This window comes from Vibrio ezurae NBRC 102218 (assembly GCF_000467185.1).
GTDB classification, from domain to species: Bacteria; Pseudomonadota; Gammaproteobacteria; order Enterobacterales; family Vibrionaceae; genus Vibrio; species Vibrio ezurae.
This window is the reverse complement of record NZ_BATM01000032.1, coordinates 1-15191: the sequence shown is the minus strand read 5'-3', so window position 1 is coordinate 15191 and position 15191 is coordinate 1. Positions and strand designations below refer to the sequence as shown.

General features: G+C 42.5%; 14 protein-coding genes and 1 tRNA gene. 6 read left to right on the top strand and 9 right to left on the bottom strand.

Annotation, left to right across the window (positions count from 1 at the left end; all coding sequences use genetic code 11):
- Positions 1-152: 152 nt before the first annotated feature.
- From VEZ01S_RS10425 to hemA, 9 genes are all read right to left on the bottom strand, one after another.
- A complete protein-coding gene (locus VEZ01S_RS10425) occupies positions 153-2195 on the bottom strand; it encodes an RCC1 domain-containing protein (protein ID WP_021714006.1) in 2043 nt (680 codons plus the stop codon).
- Between the two features lie 422 nt (positions 2196-2617).
- A complete protein-coding gene (gene ybaK / locus VEZ01S_RS10420; RefSeq protein ID WP_021714005.1) occupies positions 2618-3091 on the bottom strand; it encodes a Cys-tRNA(Pro) deacylase in 474 nt (157 codons plus the stop codon).
- A 14-nt stretch (positions 3092-3105) separates the two neighbouring features.
- Positions 3106-4752 carry a bifunctional UDP-sugar hydrolase/5'-nucleotidase UshA gene (gene ushA / locus VEZ01S_RS10415; protein WP_021714004.1) on the bottom strand — a complete coding sequence of 549 codons (1647 nt, stop codon included), beginning with the start codon at positions 4750-4752 and terminating at the stop codon, positions 3106-3108.
- Between the two features lie 115 nt (positions 4753-4867).
- Entirely contained in the window at positions 4868-5719 is an 852-nt protein-coding gene (gene kdsA, locus VEZ01S_RS10410) for a 3-deoxy-8-phosphooctulonate synthase (protein WP_039970047.1), read from the bottom strand.
- A gap of 24 nt (positions 5720-5743) precedes the next feature.
- A complete protein-coding gene (locus VEZ01S_RS10405) occupies positions 5744-6553 on the bottom strand; it encodes a SirB1 family protein (protein ID WP_021714002.1) in 810 nt (269 codons plus the stop codon).
- Positions 6554-6556: 3 nt separating this feature from the next.
- Positions 6557-6940: a SirB2 family protein gene (locus VEZ01S_RS10400; RefSeq protein WP_021714001.1), complete on the bottom strand. Its 384-nt coding sequence runs from the start codon at positions 6938-6940 to the stop codon at positions 6557-6559.
- Entirely contained in the window at positions 6931-7797 is an 867-nt protein-coding gene (gene prmC, locus VEZ01S_RS10395) for a peptide chain release factor N(5)-glutamine methyltransferase (RefSeq protein ID WP_021714000.1), read from the bottom strand. The genes VEZ01S_RS10400 and prmC overlap by 10 nt, the downstream gene beginning before the upstream one ends.
- A 3-nt stretch (positions 7798-7800) precedes the next feature.
- Entirely contained in the window at positions 7801-8889 is a 1089-nt protein-coding gene (gene prfA, locus VEZ01S_RS10390) for a peptide chain release factor 1 (protein ID WP_021713999.1), read from the bottom strand.
- A 17-nt stretch (positions 8890-8906) separates the two neighbouring features.
- Positions 8907-10157 (bottom strand): glutamyl-tRNA reductase, encoded by a 1251-nt coding sequence (gene hemA, locus VEZ01S_RS10385; protein ID WP_021713998.1) that lies wholly within the window; start codon positions 10155-10157, stop codon positions 8907-8909.
- Between the two features lie 114 nt (positions 10158-10271).
- Between hemA and lolB the strand changes: the two genes are divergently transcribed.
- From lolB to VEZ01S_RS10355, 6 genes are all read left to right on the top strand, one after another.
- Positions 10272-10898 carry a lipoprotein insertase outer membrane protein LolB gene (lolB, locus tag VEZ01S_RS10380; protein WP_021713997.1) on the top strand — a complete coding sequence of 209 codons (627 nt, stop codon included), beginning with the start codon at positions 10272-10274 and terminating at the stop codon, positions 10896-10898.
- On the top strand, positions 10895-11788 hold the full coding sequence (ispE, locus tag VEZ01S_RS10375) for a 4-(cytidine 5'-diphospho)-2-C-methyl-D-erythritol kinase (protein ID WP_021713996.1): 894 nt from the start codon (positions 10895-10897) through the stop codon (positions 11786-11788). The genes lolB and ispE overlap by 4 nt, the downstream gene beginning before the upstream one ends.
- A 26-nt stretch (positions 11789-11814) precedes the next feature.
- Positions 11815-12762, top strand: coding sequence for a ribose-phosphate pyrophosphokinase (locus tag VEZ01S_RS10370; RefSeq protein ID WP_021713995.1), 948 nt, complete (start codon positions 11815-11817; stop codon positions 12760-12762).
- A 186-nt stretch (positions 12763-12948) separates the two neighbouring features.
- Positions 12949-13539, top strand: coding sequence for an aminoacyl-tRNA hydrolase (gene pth, locus VEZ01S_RS10365; protein ID WP_021713994.1), 591 nt, complete (start codon positions 12949-12951; stop codon positions 13537-13539).
- Positions 13540-13549: 10 nt separating this feature from the next.
- Entirely contained in the window at positions 13550-14641 is a 1092-nt protein-coding gene (gene ychF, locus VEZ01S_RS10360; RefSeq protein ID WP_021713993.1) for a redox-regulated ATPase YchF, read from the top strand.
- A gap of 435 nt (positions 14642-15076) precedes the next feature.
- Positions 15077-15153 (top strand) — tRNA-Met (locus tag VEZ01S_RS10355).
- Positions 15154-15191: the final 38 nt, after the last annotated feature.

The following is a 15191-nucleotide window of genomic DNA, read 5'->3' as shown; positions in this document are numbered from 1 at the left end:
TGGTATAAACCTAGCATGCTATAAAAACAACAATGCCCGAACTTATCATTCGGGCATTGTTGTTTTAGAAGATTACAATTTTTCTATATTGGTTAAGTTAAACAGAAATCAACCAATATAGAGTTAAATAATTACCACCTCACACTAATACTTCACTTCAAGCGCCAACCATCTGGGTAACCATCTTGGTCGATATCCTGAATACCATCATAACCATCAGATAAATGAGTAAGAGATTGAGATGCATTCATCAAATTACTATCTTTGTTTAGTGGATTTTGACCTAAGTTGTACTCTTTTCCATCTGAAACACCATCACCGTCAGTATCCCACTTGCCAGGATCAAGACATGGTTGAACATTACCTACAACAGAATAATCACAAAATGACATTTCAAAATCATCAGTTAGACCATCGCCATCCGTATCTTTATTTGGATCTGGCGCGTAAGCTTTTGTCATTGGACTAGAGAAAACTTTTTGATTTTGATTTTGTCCCCAAATCACAACTGTTCCATCAGCTCTTATAGCCGCAAACGCCCCCTGAGTTCCACTATCTAAAGGAGTTATTGAAATAACATCATGTAATTGAGATTGTACTGAAATAGAGTTACCTCCAGATACTTTACTACCCCAAGTAACAACACTACCATCCTTTTTCAAAGCAGCAAATGCGTAAGAATTTGAATAAATGGCTTGGACATCAGCCTTAAGCATATCCTCTACCAAAGAACTATCCCCACCAGCTTTAGAAGCTCCCCAAGTAACAACTGAACCATCATTTTTTAATGCCGCAAAGGCAAACGCTGTTGAGTAAATAGATACCACACCACTAGCTAAAGAATTAGAAACAGAAGAACTATCTCCACCATCTTTACCCCAAGTAACAACTGAACCATTTACTTTTAGAGCTGCAAATGCTGTTGAAGTACAATATAAGGTACGTACACCTGACTTCAATTGCTCTGACACACCAGAACTATCTCCACCATAATTGAGACCTCTAACATGTAGTTTTCCTCCGAATTGATCTATGTCTCCAAAAGTAACTACTGAGCCATTACTTCGAAGAATAGCTACAACTCCTAAAGGATTACTTTTAATCGCGACTGCTCCGCTATCGACGATAGTTTGAAATTCAGGTAAACGGTTAGCTGCTCGATATACTCGGAATACTGACCCATCATCCTCTAAAAATAATAATCCGTTGTCACCCGAAGCTACAATATTTTGATTAATAGAAGTATCAAAATTTATCCATTGATCATGATACTCTCTATTTAATAATGCGATAGAACCACTTTTTGACAATGCAACTGATGCATCACCAATATCTACAGATTTATAAGTCCCAGTAATATTTCTTCCTGTTGTCTCCCATTGATGTCCCCAAACTTTTATAGAACCATCTCGCTTCAAGACTGCAACATTATCACCATGGGTTGATACAGAAACAGCATTATGTACTCGAATTGCATTCGTATGATCCGTTGAACTCCACCCTGAATATTCACTAAAGCTAGGGTATCCCACATAGCCAAATCCCTTTGAATAAACTGAACCATCCTTTGTAAGGATAACAAACGCATGCTCAGAGGGGTAAACAGCTATTGCATTTTCATCAAGAATAGTACTAATTCTTGGCTGGTTATTATTATCTACATCAATAGTTACAACGGAACCATCATGTTTTAATATCGCAAATTTATTTGAATTAGCATAGATTTCCTTTACTTGCTCAGGGATAGGGTAATCTTGTATTGGAGACTTCAATATTACGCTTTTAGCCGGTGTCAAGTTGCTCATTGTCACCGTTTGAGTCGAAGGAGACAAATCAATCATAGGTACTGCTTCAATAGCGGGTTTCAAATCTGTCATATCTATCGTTTTAGTAGCAGGCGTCAACTCAGTCATATCTATCGTTTTAGTAGCAGGCGTCAACTCAGTCATCGATACCGTTTTAATCGCAGATACCAGATTAGCCATTGGTACTGTTTTGGTTGCCAATTCCAAACCTATCATAGGTATAACTTTAGTTGCTGAAGTCAACTCCGACATAGGGACTGTCTGTTCCTTTAAGATCACTCTCGCTTTAGGGGTATCTTTGTTCAAAGAAAGAGTTTTAGTCGAAGAATCACTGCTATCACAAGCAGTAAGTAATGAGGCTAAAACTAAAATAAAGGCAATATTTTTCATTTTTATTCCTGATCAGGTTAAATGAAATCAAATTTCATTTTGTTATGCGCTTTGCTTTTTTTTTATTAGATATAAGTTACCCTCATGTTAAAAGAAAGCTTCCTGATATATAAACTAAAGAGCTTAGCTATCATCATTAGATATAGTATACATAATTAAGATTAGATATTTTAAATAAATATAGATTTAGAATAATAATCATATTTATATACCTATTTTTATACTTATTAGTTATAAAAGCATTAGATGTAACTTTTAGAATTATGTTATAAAATTTAAGTTTTCATATTAAAATAAAAGCATATTCTCAATCATAAGAATATGCTTTTATTTATTACTGTAAACATAACTCTAATTATTTATATTTTATCCCAAATACAATAAGTTAGATTAATATACTCACTAAAACAATTTTTGACCCTCTAGTCCCCGAGACTGACAAAACTCCCCTGTACCTGCTCGACTAGGTGCTTAGGAGAGATCTCAATTTCCAAGCCGCGTTTACCCCCGCTGATACACATTGAAGTCAGCGCTTGGGCGCTCTGATCAACAAAAGTCGGCAGACGTTTTTTCTGCGCAAGAGGACTAATGCCCCCGACCAAATAGCCAGTGACTTTTTGTGCCAGTTCTGGGTTTGCCATAGCGGCTTTTTTCAGTTTGTTGGCTTTAGCAGCCAATTTTAGATTGAGCTTGGTGTTTACAGGGATGACCGCAACTCCAAGGCCGTTGGCGGTGCCATCCACAGAGAAAAGAAGGGTTTTAAACACCTGCTCGGCGGGCTTTCCCGTAGCCTCTACGGCTTCTTGTCCGAAACTGTCATGGTTAGGGTCATGCTTATATTGATGAAGTTCAAAGGGTACCTTGTTCTTTTTCAATAAACGTACAGCAGGTGTCATAATGTTATCTTGTCCTATTCGTAAGTCATTTCCCCTCGAGATTCGTAACGTCGAATATCAATAGGGCTATTCGTTTCAAGATACTCCTTCAATACTTCGGCATCAACAAAGCCGGTATTAACAAAACCGCTGTGATCTTTAATCACAGGGTAACCGTCTCCACCAGCGGCATTAAAGCTTGGCACACTGAAGCGATACATTTTATCTTCTTCTAGCACTTTCCCGCCAATTTTGACGTTTTTCACCCCATCTTTTGCCACAGTCATCGAAATACCAGAAAACTGTGCATACGCACCTGAATCGGTTGGCTTAGTCGCGACTGCATTTAGGTAATCTAAAATCTCAGATCCTTTCATATCGACATAAGTAATGATGTTGCCAAACGGCTGCACTGTCAGCACGTCTTTGTAGGTAATGTCCCCTTCGGCAATAGAGTCACGCACACCACCTGAGTTCATGACGCCAAAATCCGCTTTAGCACGTTGCATGTGCGCAGTGGCAATTAAACGACCTAAGTTAGTTTGCTCAAACCTAACCTTATTACGGTCCCCTTCCAGTTTGCCGTTGGACTGCGCTATTTTCACATTCAGTTTGGCTTGCCCTTGCTCTTGGTATGGCGTTAAGAAGTCTTCTATGTCTGAATCAGCTTCGATTTTTTCACCAACAATTACGCGCTGTTTTTTGCCATCCACTTCCACTTTTTTCGTCAGGTTAATCGGCACTAACGCATAATGAACAAGCTCTAGCTCGCCATCAGAATATTCATAGTCAGCACGCCCAACGTATTTACCCCACTCGAAGGCTTGCATGATCCAAGTGCCATTTTGTTGGTCTGGTTGACAGGCATCCCCCGGCTTAAAGTTCTTTTTCACCAAGTTTGGGCCTTCCATACACACGGGCTCTTGGGAGTGACCGCCAATCACCATATCAAGTGCGCCTTCTGGCAAGTAACGAGCAAGAGCCACATCGCCCGGTGCATTGCCACCATGTTGACCGTTTTGGTAGTGCCCCATGTGCGTGACCGCAATGGTAATATCCGGTTGTTCGCGAGTTTCAATCTCTTTTAGCAATTGTCTTGCTTCAGATTTAGGGTCTCTAAATTCTAAGCCTTGGATGTATTCAGGATTACCGATTTTGGCAGTGTCTTCCGTGGTTAAGCCTATAACCGCAATTTTTAAACCGTCTTTATCAAACATTTGATAAGGCTGAAATTTTCGCTGTTGACTCTGTTTTTCGTAAATATTGGCCGACAACATCGGGAACTTAGCCCATTGTTGCTGTTTTTCTAATACCGATAATGGGTTATCAAATTCATGGTTACCAATCGCCATCGCATCGTAGCCCAGTAAGGTCATGCCTTTGAAATCAGGTTCTGCATCCAGAAGATCCGACTCTGGTACACCCGTATTGATGTCACCACCCGATAGTAGCAACACCGCGCCACCTTCAGATTCAACTTCTTGACGAATTTGATCAATCAGGGTTTTTCTGGCCGCCATACCCAATTCACCGTATTTGTTTGGCCAAAAACGACCGTGGTGATCATTGGTATGTAGGATTGTCAGTTTTTGCACGTCGTCATTGTTGCTGACCACGATATCGTCTGATGCACAACCTACGGCTAGCGTCCCTACTGCTATTGCTAATACGAGTGATTTCATTTGCAACCATTACTATTCAATTAGATGTGTATGCAAAAAATAGCAACAAAAAAACGGGCTTGCGAATGCAAAGCCCGTTTTTATTAAAAGTATCACAGAGTTGTGAATAGAAACTCTATTTAATATCTATCTGTGCAAAACTTTTGATTAAATCATCCAAAGATTTCATCTGCGCCAAGAACGGCTCAAGTTTATCCAGTGGTAATGCTGAAGGGCCGTCACAACGCGCTTTATCTGGGTCTGGATGCGCTTCGATAAATAAGCCAGCAATGCCAGTAGCGAGACCTGCTTTAGCAAGCTCTACTGTTTGCTCACGACGACCACCAGAGGCAGCGCCACTTGGGTCACGCATTTGCAGTGAGTGAGTCACGTCAAAGATGATAGGGCTGCCGTTAGACACTTTTTTCATCACGCCAAAACCTAGCATATCAACCACTAAGTTGTCGTAACCCATGCAAGCGCCACGCTCACATAAGATGATCTTGTCGTTGCCACACTCAGCAAATTTATCAACGATATTACCCACTTGATTTGGGCTCATAAACTGAGGTTTTTTAACGTTAATCACGGCGCCTGTTTTTGCCATCGCTTCAACAAGGTCAGTTTGACGCGCTAAGAAAGCAGGTAATTGAATCACATCAACCACTTCCGATACAGGTTGAGCTTGTGCTTCTGTGTGTACATCAGTGATGATCTTAACGCCAAAAGTAGACTTCAATTCTTCAAAGATGCGCATCCCTTCTTCAAGGCCAGGACCACGATAAGAGTGGACTGAGCTGCGGTTTGCTTTATCAAATGACGCTTTAAATACGTAAGGGATCCCTAAGCGATCGGTCACTTCTACGTACTGTTCACAAGCACGCATAGCCAGATCGCGAGATTCAAGAACGTTGATCCCACCAAACAGCGTAAAAGGCTTGTCATTAGCAACTGAAATATCACCAACCTGAACGACTTTTTGTTCCATATCCATCTCTCTTTTTATTGAGCGCTAGTGTAAAACCACTGGCTCGTCATTAATTGCTTTTAGCTGTAGCTTAAGTATCTCAGCCGCAGGATCTTCTGGGCAGTTCTCAATAAAGAACTCATAGTCTTTACGCGCAATTTGAAAACAATCTAATTGCTGATAAATAAAGCCTCTATCGCGGATCTCATACGGATCTTCTGGCACTAGACTCAATGCTAAATCACTGCATGCTAGAGCTTGAGTATAGCGTTCCTCTCGCATCAATGCGCCTTTGAGTACGCCTAACCAACGTCCGATAATGGTGGATGTATCCGCCACTTGTAAGTGCTCAGGTTTTAACATCGCTGAATTACCTTCTGCACCTTTAAGCCAAGATTGCAAAGTATGCTTTGCGACATATTCACCATTAAAAGGGTTCACATAATCATGCTTCATGTGTGGCCACTCAACCACCAATAAGAACTGAGTAGGAAAGCTAACCCCTTTGATAGGAAAGCCCAGTTTACGCCCTAAAAATAGCAATAACGCCCCAAGACTGACGGGAATACCTTTTTTACGTTGCAACACTTTTTCGATAAAGGCGTTTTCAGAGGAAAAATAATTCTCGTAGTCGCCTTTAAAACCCCACTGCTGATAAAACAGGCGCAGTAGAGCATCAAAGCGTGCTTTTTCATTACTTTCTCGCGCTAGCTCTTGCTCTGCTTCATCCAGCATTTTCTCTAGCTGCAACTCAACCCATGTTGCATTAACACTAGGGTCGACTTGAGCACAAAGACGCAAAGCACCTTCGACTAATTCCAAATCATCGAGACCTTTAAACCACAGATCTGACATCGTTTACCCCATAAGTATCGGCATTTTTGTCATGCCGATCTTCGCTGCCATTAATAACCAACCCAACGCACCTAAGAAGGCAAAACCTCGCAATAGCTGGTTTTTACCCAATTTCAGAGCAAACACGCCTAAAGCGATATACGCCAAAACGCAGGTAAATTTTTCTGTTAGCCACTCAGAACCAGGTCTAAATGGCACCCACCCCGTAACAAGTAGCAATAAAATGCCCGATAAAATCAGCAAGCCATTCACTGCATGCGGCGTAATTTTAATGAATTTCTTATTCTGTAATGGAGATTGAGTCACCATTAAAATGTATTGAGTGATAAATAATCCTGCGCTCAATGCAATTAAGATCAGGTGGATATTTTTTAATGCTACGTACATTCATTTCTTCCTTTAAATTGACCTAAGGTCACTCTATCTTGACCTGCGTAGTCTTGTTCAGTGGATACCAACTGATAGCCCATATCCAGCAATATTTGTCGAGTCTGCTCGCCTTGTTCAAAGCCATGCTCCATCAACAGCCAGCCGCCATCGGCAAGGTAATTTCTAGCATGTTTAGCGATGTGTCGTAAATCTGCCAACCCATTGTCAGCAGCCACCAGCGCCGAGTCGGGTTCAAATCGTACATCCCCCACCACTAAATGAGGATCGTGCTCATCAATGTAAGGTGGGTTGGAAACAATGATCTGAAAACGCCCTTCATCTGCAACGGGATCAAACCAGCTACCTTGTAAGAATCGTGCATTTTTAATGCCCAGCTTATTGGCGTTACCCGTCGCTAGCACGCACGCATCGTCTTGAATATCCACACCAATAAACTCAAAGTGAGGGCACTCAGACGCTAACGCTAACGCTATAGCACCTGTACCTGTTCCCAAATCAAGTCCTTTACCCGGTGTCGAGCCTATTTTATCCAATGCCAATTCCACTAATCGTTCCGTGTCAGGACGTGGAATCAACGTTGTCGGGGATACATTAAGCGCTAAAGACCAAAACTCGCGTTCGCCGGTAATATAAGCGATGGGTTCTCCCTTAATACGGCGCGCCATGAGGGCATTGAAATCTTGATACTGCGCTTCTGTCAGCACTTTCTCAGGCCAAGTAAGCAAATAGCTACGAGGCTTTTGCAATACATGACACAACAAGACAGACGCGTCGAGCTTTGCAGAGTCAATACCAGACTCAAGCAAACGCTGAGTCGCTGTATTTAGCGACTCTTGTAGGCAAGGTAAAGACACGAGTTAGTTGTTTTCAGAAAGAGCAGCAAGCTGATCGGCTTGATGTTCCGTTAGAACAGGATCGATCAATGCCTGCATGTCACCTTCTAATACTTCATTTAGACGGTATAAAGTTAAGTTGATGCGGTGATCCGATACACGTCCCTGAGGATAGTTGTACGTACGGATTCGGTCACTACGATCACCAGAGCCTAATAGGTTACGACGAGTGTCTGACACTTCAGCCGCGCGCTTCGCTTCTTCTGCTTGAATAATACGAGCAGCCAGTACTGACATCGCTTTAGCTTTGTTTTTGTGCTGTGAACGCTCATCCTGACACTCAACCACAGTACCTGTTGGTAAGTGAGTAATACGGATAGCAGAGTCTGTGGTGTTAACGTGCTGACCACCTGCGCCCGATGAACGGAAGGTATCAATTTTCAGATCACTGGCTTTGATTTGTGGAAGCTCAGCTTCAGGGATCTCAGGCATAATCGCAACAGTACACGCCGAAGTATGTACACGACCTTGAGATTCAGTCTCTGGAACACGCTGTACGCGGTGACCGCCAGATTCAAACTTCATGGTGCCGTATACGCCATCACCAGAGACTTTCGCGATCACTTCTTTGTAACCACCTTGCTCTGATTCATTAGCACTCATGACTTCTACGCGCCAACCTTTCTTCTCTGCAAATTTTGAGTACATGCGGAAAAGGTTGCCTGCAAAGATACCGGCTTCATCGCCACCCGCACCCGCACGGATCTCTAAGAAACAGTTACGCTCATCATTTGGATCTTTTGGTAGCAATAGAATTTGTAGCTCATCGGTCAAAGACTCGATGTTGGCTTTTGCATCTTTAATTTCTTCCTGAGCCATTTCTTTCATCTCAGGATCGTCTTCGTTAGCCATATCTTGCGCTGCTTCAAGATCTTCTTGAGCTTGCTGATAAGCTTGGAAGCATTTGGTGACTTCCTCTAGTTGAGAGTACTCTTTTGATAGTGCACGAAACTTGTTTTGATCACCGATAACATCCGGATCACCAAGTAGGTGTTGCACTTCTTCATAACGCTCAACTAACGTCTCCAATTTTACTAATATCGATGCTTTCATATTCTTCTTAAAAATAGTTATAGGTCTTCAAGACCAAGGCTTTTTCTTATTACAGCTAAATCATCCAACGCCCCTTGCTCAGCCGCTTCTTGAAGCGCTTTAGTCGGCAAGTGAATCAGTTTATTGGTTAACTTATTACTTAACTCTAATAATACTTTTTCTGGATCACCACCCATGCTCAATGTTTGTAAGCTTTTGGCAAGTAATTCACGACGCGCACAATCAGACGCACGGCGATAATCCCTAATACTTTCTACCGCCTTGCGAGAGCGTAACCAGTTTTTAAACTCTTTGCTCTCTACGGCGATAATTTTTTCTGCTTGAATCGCTTCTGTTCGGCGTTGCTCAATATTTTGGTCAATAATCGATTGCAAATCGTCCACAGTATAAAGATACGCATCACTCAATTCAGAGACTTCGGACTCTATGTCCCTAGGCACCGCAATATCAATAAACAATATAGGCTTATGTCGGCGAATTTTCAGCGCACTTTCTACCATTCCCTTCCCTATAATCGGTAAAGGGCTGGCGGTAGAGCTGATCACGATATCGGTCTCAACCAGTGTTTGTGGAATTTCACTCAAACTGATGACTTGCCCATCAAACTGCGCTGCCAAACCTGCCGCACGTTCACGCGTTCGGTTAGCTACGGTCATTTGATGACATCCGGTATCGGCTAAGTGCTTGGCAACCAACTCAATGGTTTCACCCGCGCCAACTAAGAGCACTTTAGAGCGCTCCAGTGACTCAAAAATATGTTTCGCTAGCGTGCATGCGGCATACGCAACAGAAACGGCGTTCCCACCAATATCGGTTTCAGTACGGACCCGTTTCGCCACGGAAAAGGCTTTTTGAAATAACTTATCTAAATTGCCTTTTACCGCGCCATATTCTTTGGCGTTAGCATAGGCTTGTTTAACTTGCCCAAGTATCTGAGGTTCACCCAACACCAAAGAGTCTAAACCACATGATACTCTCATCAAGTGCTGAATGGCTTCTTCATCACTGTAATAATAGAGGCTGGGTTTTAAGTCATCACCGTTCACTTGATGAAAATCGATAAGCCAATCAACGATATTATTTGTTGAAGAGGCATCAATATACAGTTCGGTACGATTGCACGTTGATAGGATAACGCTACCTTTGACCTCAGACATAGAATTCAGCTGCTGTAAGGCGTCGCTCATCTTATCAGGAGAAAACGCGACTTTCTCTCTCAGCTCCACCGAAGCGGTATTGTGATTGATTCCTATAGTCAATAAAGGCATTTACTACTTAGACATACAAAAGAAAAACGCAATTTTACTTGAACCACTACAGCAATAAAAGGGGCTTTATTGTATCATTAGCTTAAACCTTGAATCAGAGCTCTAATTCTTGACATGCAAATCACTCAAACGTCTCCTATTTTGAAATGCTTGCGCAGGTTTACCCCCTTCTTTATTGTTTTGTTACTGTTTGGTTGTGAAACCACACCACCGCTTCCGACCCACAGCGTCGAATATCAAAGCCATCAAGCAAAACTGACCAAGCTTTCGCACTTTACTCTTTCTGGAAAACTGGGCTACATCGACCCGACTCAGCGTCAAAGTTTAAACTTCCATTGGAAGCAAACACCACAACAAAGCCAATTGCGACTTTCCACGTTTTTAGGCAAAACCGTGCTCAATTTAAACATAAATGAGCAAGGTGCCACGGTGACGGACATTCACGGAAAACGCTATTTCGATAAAGATGCCGATCTCTTGTTCTATCAATTAACAGGTATGCGTCTACCGATTGTCTATATGCAAGACTGGATAAAAGGGCAACCCACCGCCGCTGATGACTTCCAAGTTTCAGAGAACGGTACATTAGCCTCATTAGAACAGACCCGTGGTGGACAAACCTGGTTGATGGACTATAAAAGCTATCAAGAAACCGAGACGTTACTGTTACCGAATAAGATGACTCTATCGAGACAACCAATAAAACTGAATATTGTTATCAGTAAGTGGGATATACAATGATCACCAGCACGACTACTTGGCCATCGCCAGCCAAGTTAAATTTGTTTTTGTACATTACCGGTCGCCGTGACAATGGCTACCACGATTTGCAAACCCTATTTCAGTTCATTGACTTTGGTGATGAGCTCACCATTACAGCCAATCACAGCGGCAATATCACTATTACACCTGAGCTTGAAGGTGTGCCTGTAGAGCAAAATCTCATCTGGAAAGCGGCGGTGGCACTAAAAGAAGCGAGTCTTAAACGCTCAGCATCTTCAGTCCCCTCTTCCCTTGGCGCTGATATCCACATCAATAAGATTTTGCCTATGGGCGGAGGGATTGGTGGCGGTTCATCCAATGCTGCTACTACCTTAGTCGCGCTCAACTTTCTATGGCAACTTGATATTCCTTTACCTGAATTGGCTAAAATGGGCTTAACTTTAGGGGCGGATGTCCCTGTGTTTGTACAAGGTTTTTCTGCATTTGCTGAAGGGGTGGGTGAATCTTTGACTAAAGTTAAACCAGAAGAAAAATGGTACTTGGTCGTTAGACCCAATCAAAGCATTTCCACAGCGGAGATATTTTGTCACCCAGATCTAACAAGAGATACACAAAAACGCAGTTGGGAAGAGCTAAAAAGCACCCCTTACGAAAACGATTGCGAAAAAATAGTGCGTTTACTGTACCCAGAGGTTGATAAGCAACTTTCTTGGCTGTTACAATACGCGCCGTCAAGATTGACGGGAACAGGTTCTTGCGTTTTTTCTGAGTTTGATACTCAACTAGAGGCACAAACCATACTAAAACAACTTCCCGAAAATACAACAGCATTTGTTGCACAAGGAAACAATATTTCTCCTTTGCACCTGACATTGGCGCAGTTATCTGCCCAAACACTACCCAATTAACTGGACGCAACCTTGAGGTTTCCACCGTGCCTGATATGAAGCTATTTGCTGGTAACGCTACACCTGAACTAGCCCAACGCATTGCTGACCGCCTATACATTTCTCTAGGTGATGCTGTCGTTGACCGTTTTTCTGATGGCGAAGTCGCTGTACAAATTAATGAAAACGTTCGCGGTAGCGATGTATTTATCATTCAATCTACCTGTGCTCCTACCAATGACAACCTGATGGAATTGGTAGTAATGATTGACGCAATGCGTCGTGCTTCTGCCGGCCGTATTACAGCTGTAATCCCTTACTTCGGCTACGCTCGCCAAGATCGCCGTGTGCGCTCTGCTCGTGTGCCAATTACAGCAAAAGTAGTCGCTGACTTCCTATCTAACGTTGGTGTTGACCGCGTTCTAACTATCGACCTACACGCAGAGCAAATCCAAGGGTTCTTCGATGTACCAGTAGATAACATCTTCGGTACTCCAGTACTTCTTGAAGATATGATCAACCGTGGCCTAGAAGATCCTGTTGTTGTATCTCCTGACCTAGGCGGCGTTGTACGTGCTCGCGCTACAGCAAAAGCACTTGGTGATGTTGATATTGCTATCGTAGACAAACGTCGTCCACGCGCTAACGTTTCTGAAGTAATGAACCTTATTGGTGACGTTGAAGGTCGTGACTGTGTGATCGTTGATGACATGATTGATACAGGTGGCACACTATGTAAAGCGGCTGAAGCTCTAAAAGAGCGTGGCGCTAAACGTGTATTTGCTTACGCAACACACGCTGTGTTCTCTGGCACTGCTGCGAAAAACATCAAGAACTCAGTTCTTGACCAAGTGATCATCACAGACTCAATTACACTAAGCAAAGAAATGGCAGCAACAGGTAAAGTCTCTCAGTTGACTCTATCTAGCATGCTTGCAGAAGCAATTCGTCGCATTAGCAACGAAGAGTCTATCTCTGCGATGTTTAGCAACTAAGTCATAATGCTCTAATTGCTCGAATATTGAGTGAGTTATTGTGAACTAGAATAATATCCTGAATCCCGGTACTTATTATTAAGCGCCGGGATTTTTTACTCTTATTAGTTACTTTTTACTCTTACTGATATTGCGTGCTATCATATCGCGCTTTTTGTTGTCACCTACATTTACGAGAGTTAAATCTTGAGCCAAGAAATTAAATTACTTGTTGGCCTGGCAAACCCAGGCCCCGAATATGCTAGAACACGTCATAATGCAGGCGCTTGGGTAATCGAAGAGTTAGCTCGAGTCCATAATGTGACACTAAAAAACGAACCGAAATTTTTCGGTTTAACAGGCAGAATCCTGGTTCATGGCCAAGATCTTCGCTTGCTAATCCCAACTACTTTTATGAATCTTTCTGGTAAATCAGTCTCAGCTCTGGCTAAGTTTTATCAAATAAAACCCGAAGAGATAATGATTGCCCACGATGAACTAGACTTACCTCCAGGTGTAGGCAAGTTCAAAAAAGGGGGCGGTCACGGTGGACATAACGGACTGAAAGACTCCATAAGTAAACTGGGCAACAACAAAGAATTTTACCGACTACGCATCGGCATCGGACACCCGGGTCATAAAGACCGTGTGGCGGGCTATGTATTAGGCAAAGCTCCAGCCAAAGAGCAAGAATGCCTTGATGCCGTAGTCGACGAATCCGTCCGCAGTTTAGATATATTACTGAAAGACGGTTTAACTAAAGCACAAAATCGCTTACACACGTTCAAAGCAGAATAAGGTTTTAATCATGGGTTTTAAATGTGGCATCGTTGGTCTTCCAAACGTTGGTAAATCAACTCTTTTCAATGCGCTTACCAAAGCAGGTATCGAGGCGGCAAACTTCCCGTTTTGTACTATCGAACCAAACACAGGCGTTGTTCCTGTGCCAGATCTACGTTTAGACGCTCTTGCTGAAATCGTAAATCCACAAAAAATTCTGCCAACTACAATGGAATTTGTAGACATTGCAGGTCTGGTTGCGGGTGCATCTCGTGGTGAAGGTCTAGGTAACAAATTCCTAGCTAACATCCGTGAAACTGACGCTATCGGACACGTTGTTCGCTGTTTCGAGAACGAAAACATCGTTCACGTATCAGGTAAAGTATCCCCTATCGAAGACATTGAGGTGATTAACCTTGAGCTTGCAATGGCTGATCTTGATAGCTGTGAACGTGCTATGCACCGCAATGCTAAAAAAGCAAAAGGCGGCGATAAAGACGCTAAATTTGAACTGGCTGTTTTAGAAAAGCTACTTCCGGTTCTAACTGAAGGCGGCATGGCTCGTACGATTGAACTAAGCAAAGAAGAACTGGCGGCTGTTGGTTACTTAAACTTCTTAACGCTTAAGCCAACGATGTACATTGCTAACGTGGCTGAAGATGGCTTTGAAAATAACCCTTATTTAGACGCTGTTCGTGAATTTGCAGCCAAAGAAAATAACGTTGTTGTTCCTGTTTGTGCGGCTATTGAATCAGAAATGGCAGAGCTAGATGATGAAGATCGTGCTGAATTCCTAGCCGATATGGGCATTGAAGAGCCGGGGCTAAACCGCGTTATTCGTTCAGGTTACGATCTACTGACCCTACAAACTTACTTCACTGCTGGCGTGAAAGAAGTACGTGCATGGACAATCCCTGTAGGTGCAACAGCGCCACAATCAGCAGGTAAGATCCATACAGACTTTGAAAAAGGCTTCATTCGTGCTGAAGTTGTCGGCTACGACGATTTCATCCAATTTAAAGGTGAAAGTGGCGCTAAAGATGCGGGTAAATGGCGTCTAGAAGGCAAAGACTACGTGGTTAAAGATGGCGATGTCATCCACTTCCGCTTTAACGTCTAATCTGATTTTCTCAGTTATCCGTTAAAACATAAAAAGATCGCTACGGCGATCTTTTTTTATTTCTACTGCACAGTTTCACTCACTCACCATTTTTAATAGTGGTCGACACCAAAGATAATACTTAATACCAATCGTACTAAGTAAGTGGTCATTCTAGCTGGAAAAACAATCGCTCATTTCCGCCACTTATCAATAACAAAAGAGGCACTTTGCCTTTTAAATGCCTCTTTATGATACTCGTTTCAATACGGTCTAACTTTGCACATTATTAGATGTTTTTTGCATAAAAACAGGGCGCTTTGTTTAAAAATAGTTCGAACAGACTATAAGAAACAAAATCTTCAAAAAAACTATTGACGCTTTCCTGTGATATACGCATAATGCGCTCCGTTCTCGACACTGTATAACAGGGTTGAGAAATGACAATATGGTAATGGCTACTTAGCTCAGCTGGTTAGAGCACATCACTCATAATGATGGGGTCGCAGGTTCAAATCCCGCAGTAGCCACCATTTCCTAAACACTTTCTTTTGAGAGTTGTTAGGAAATA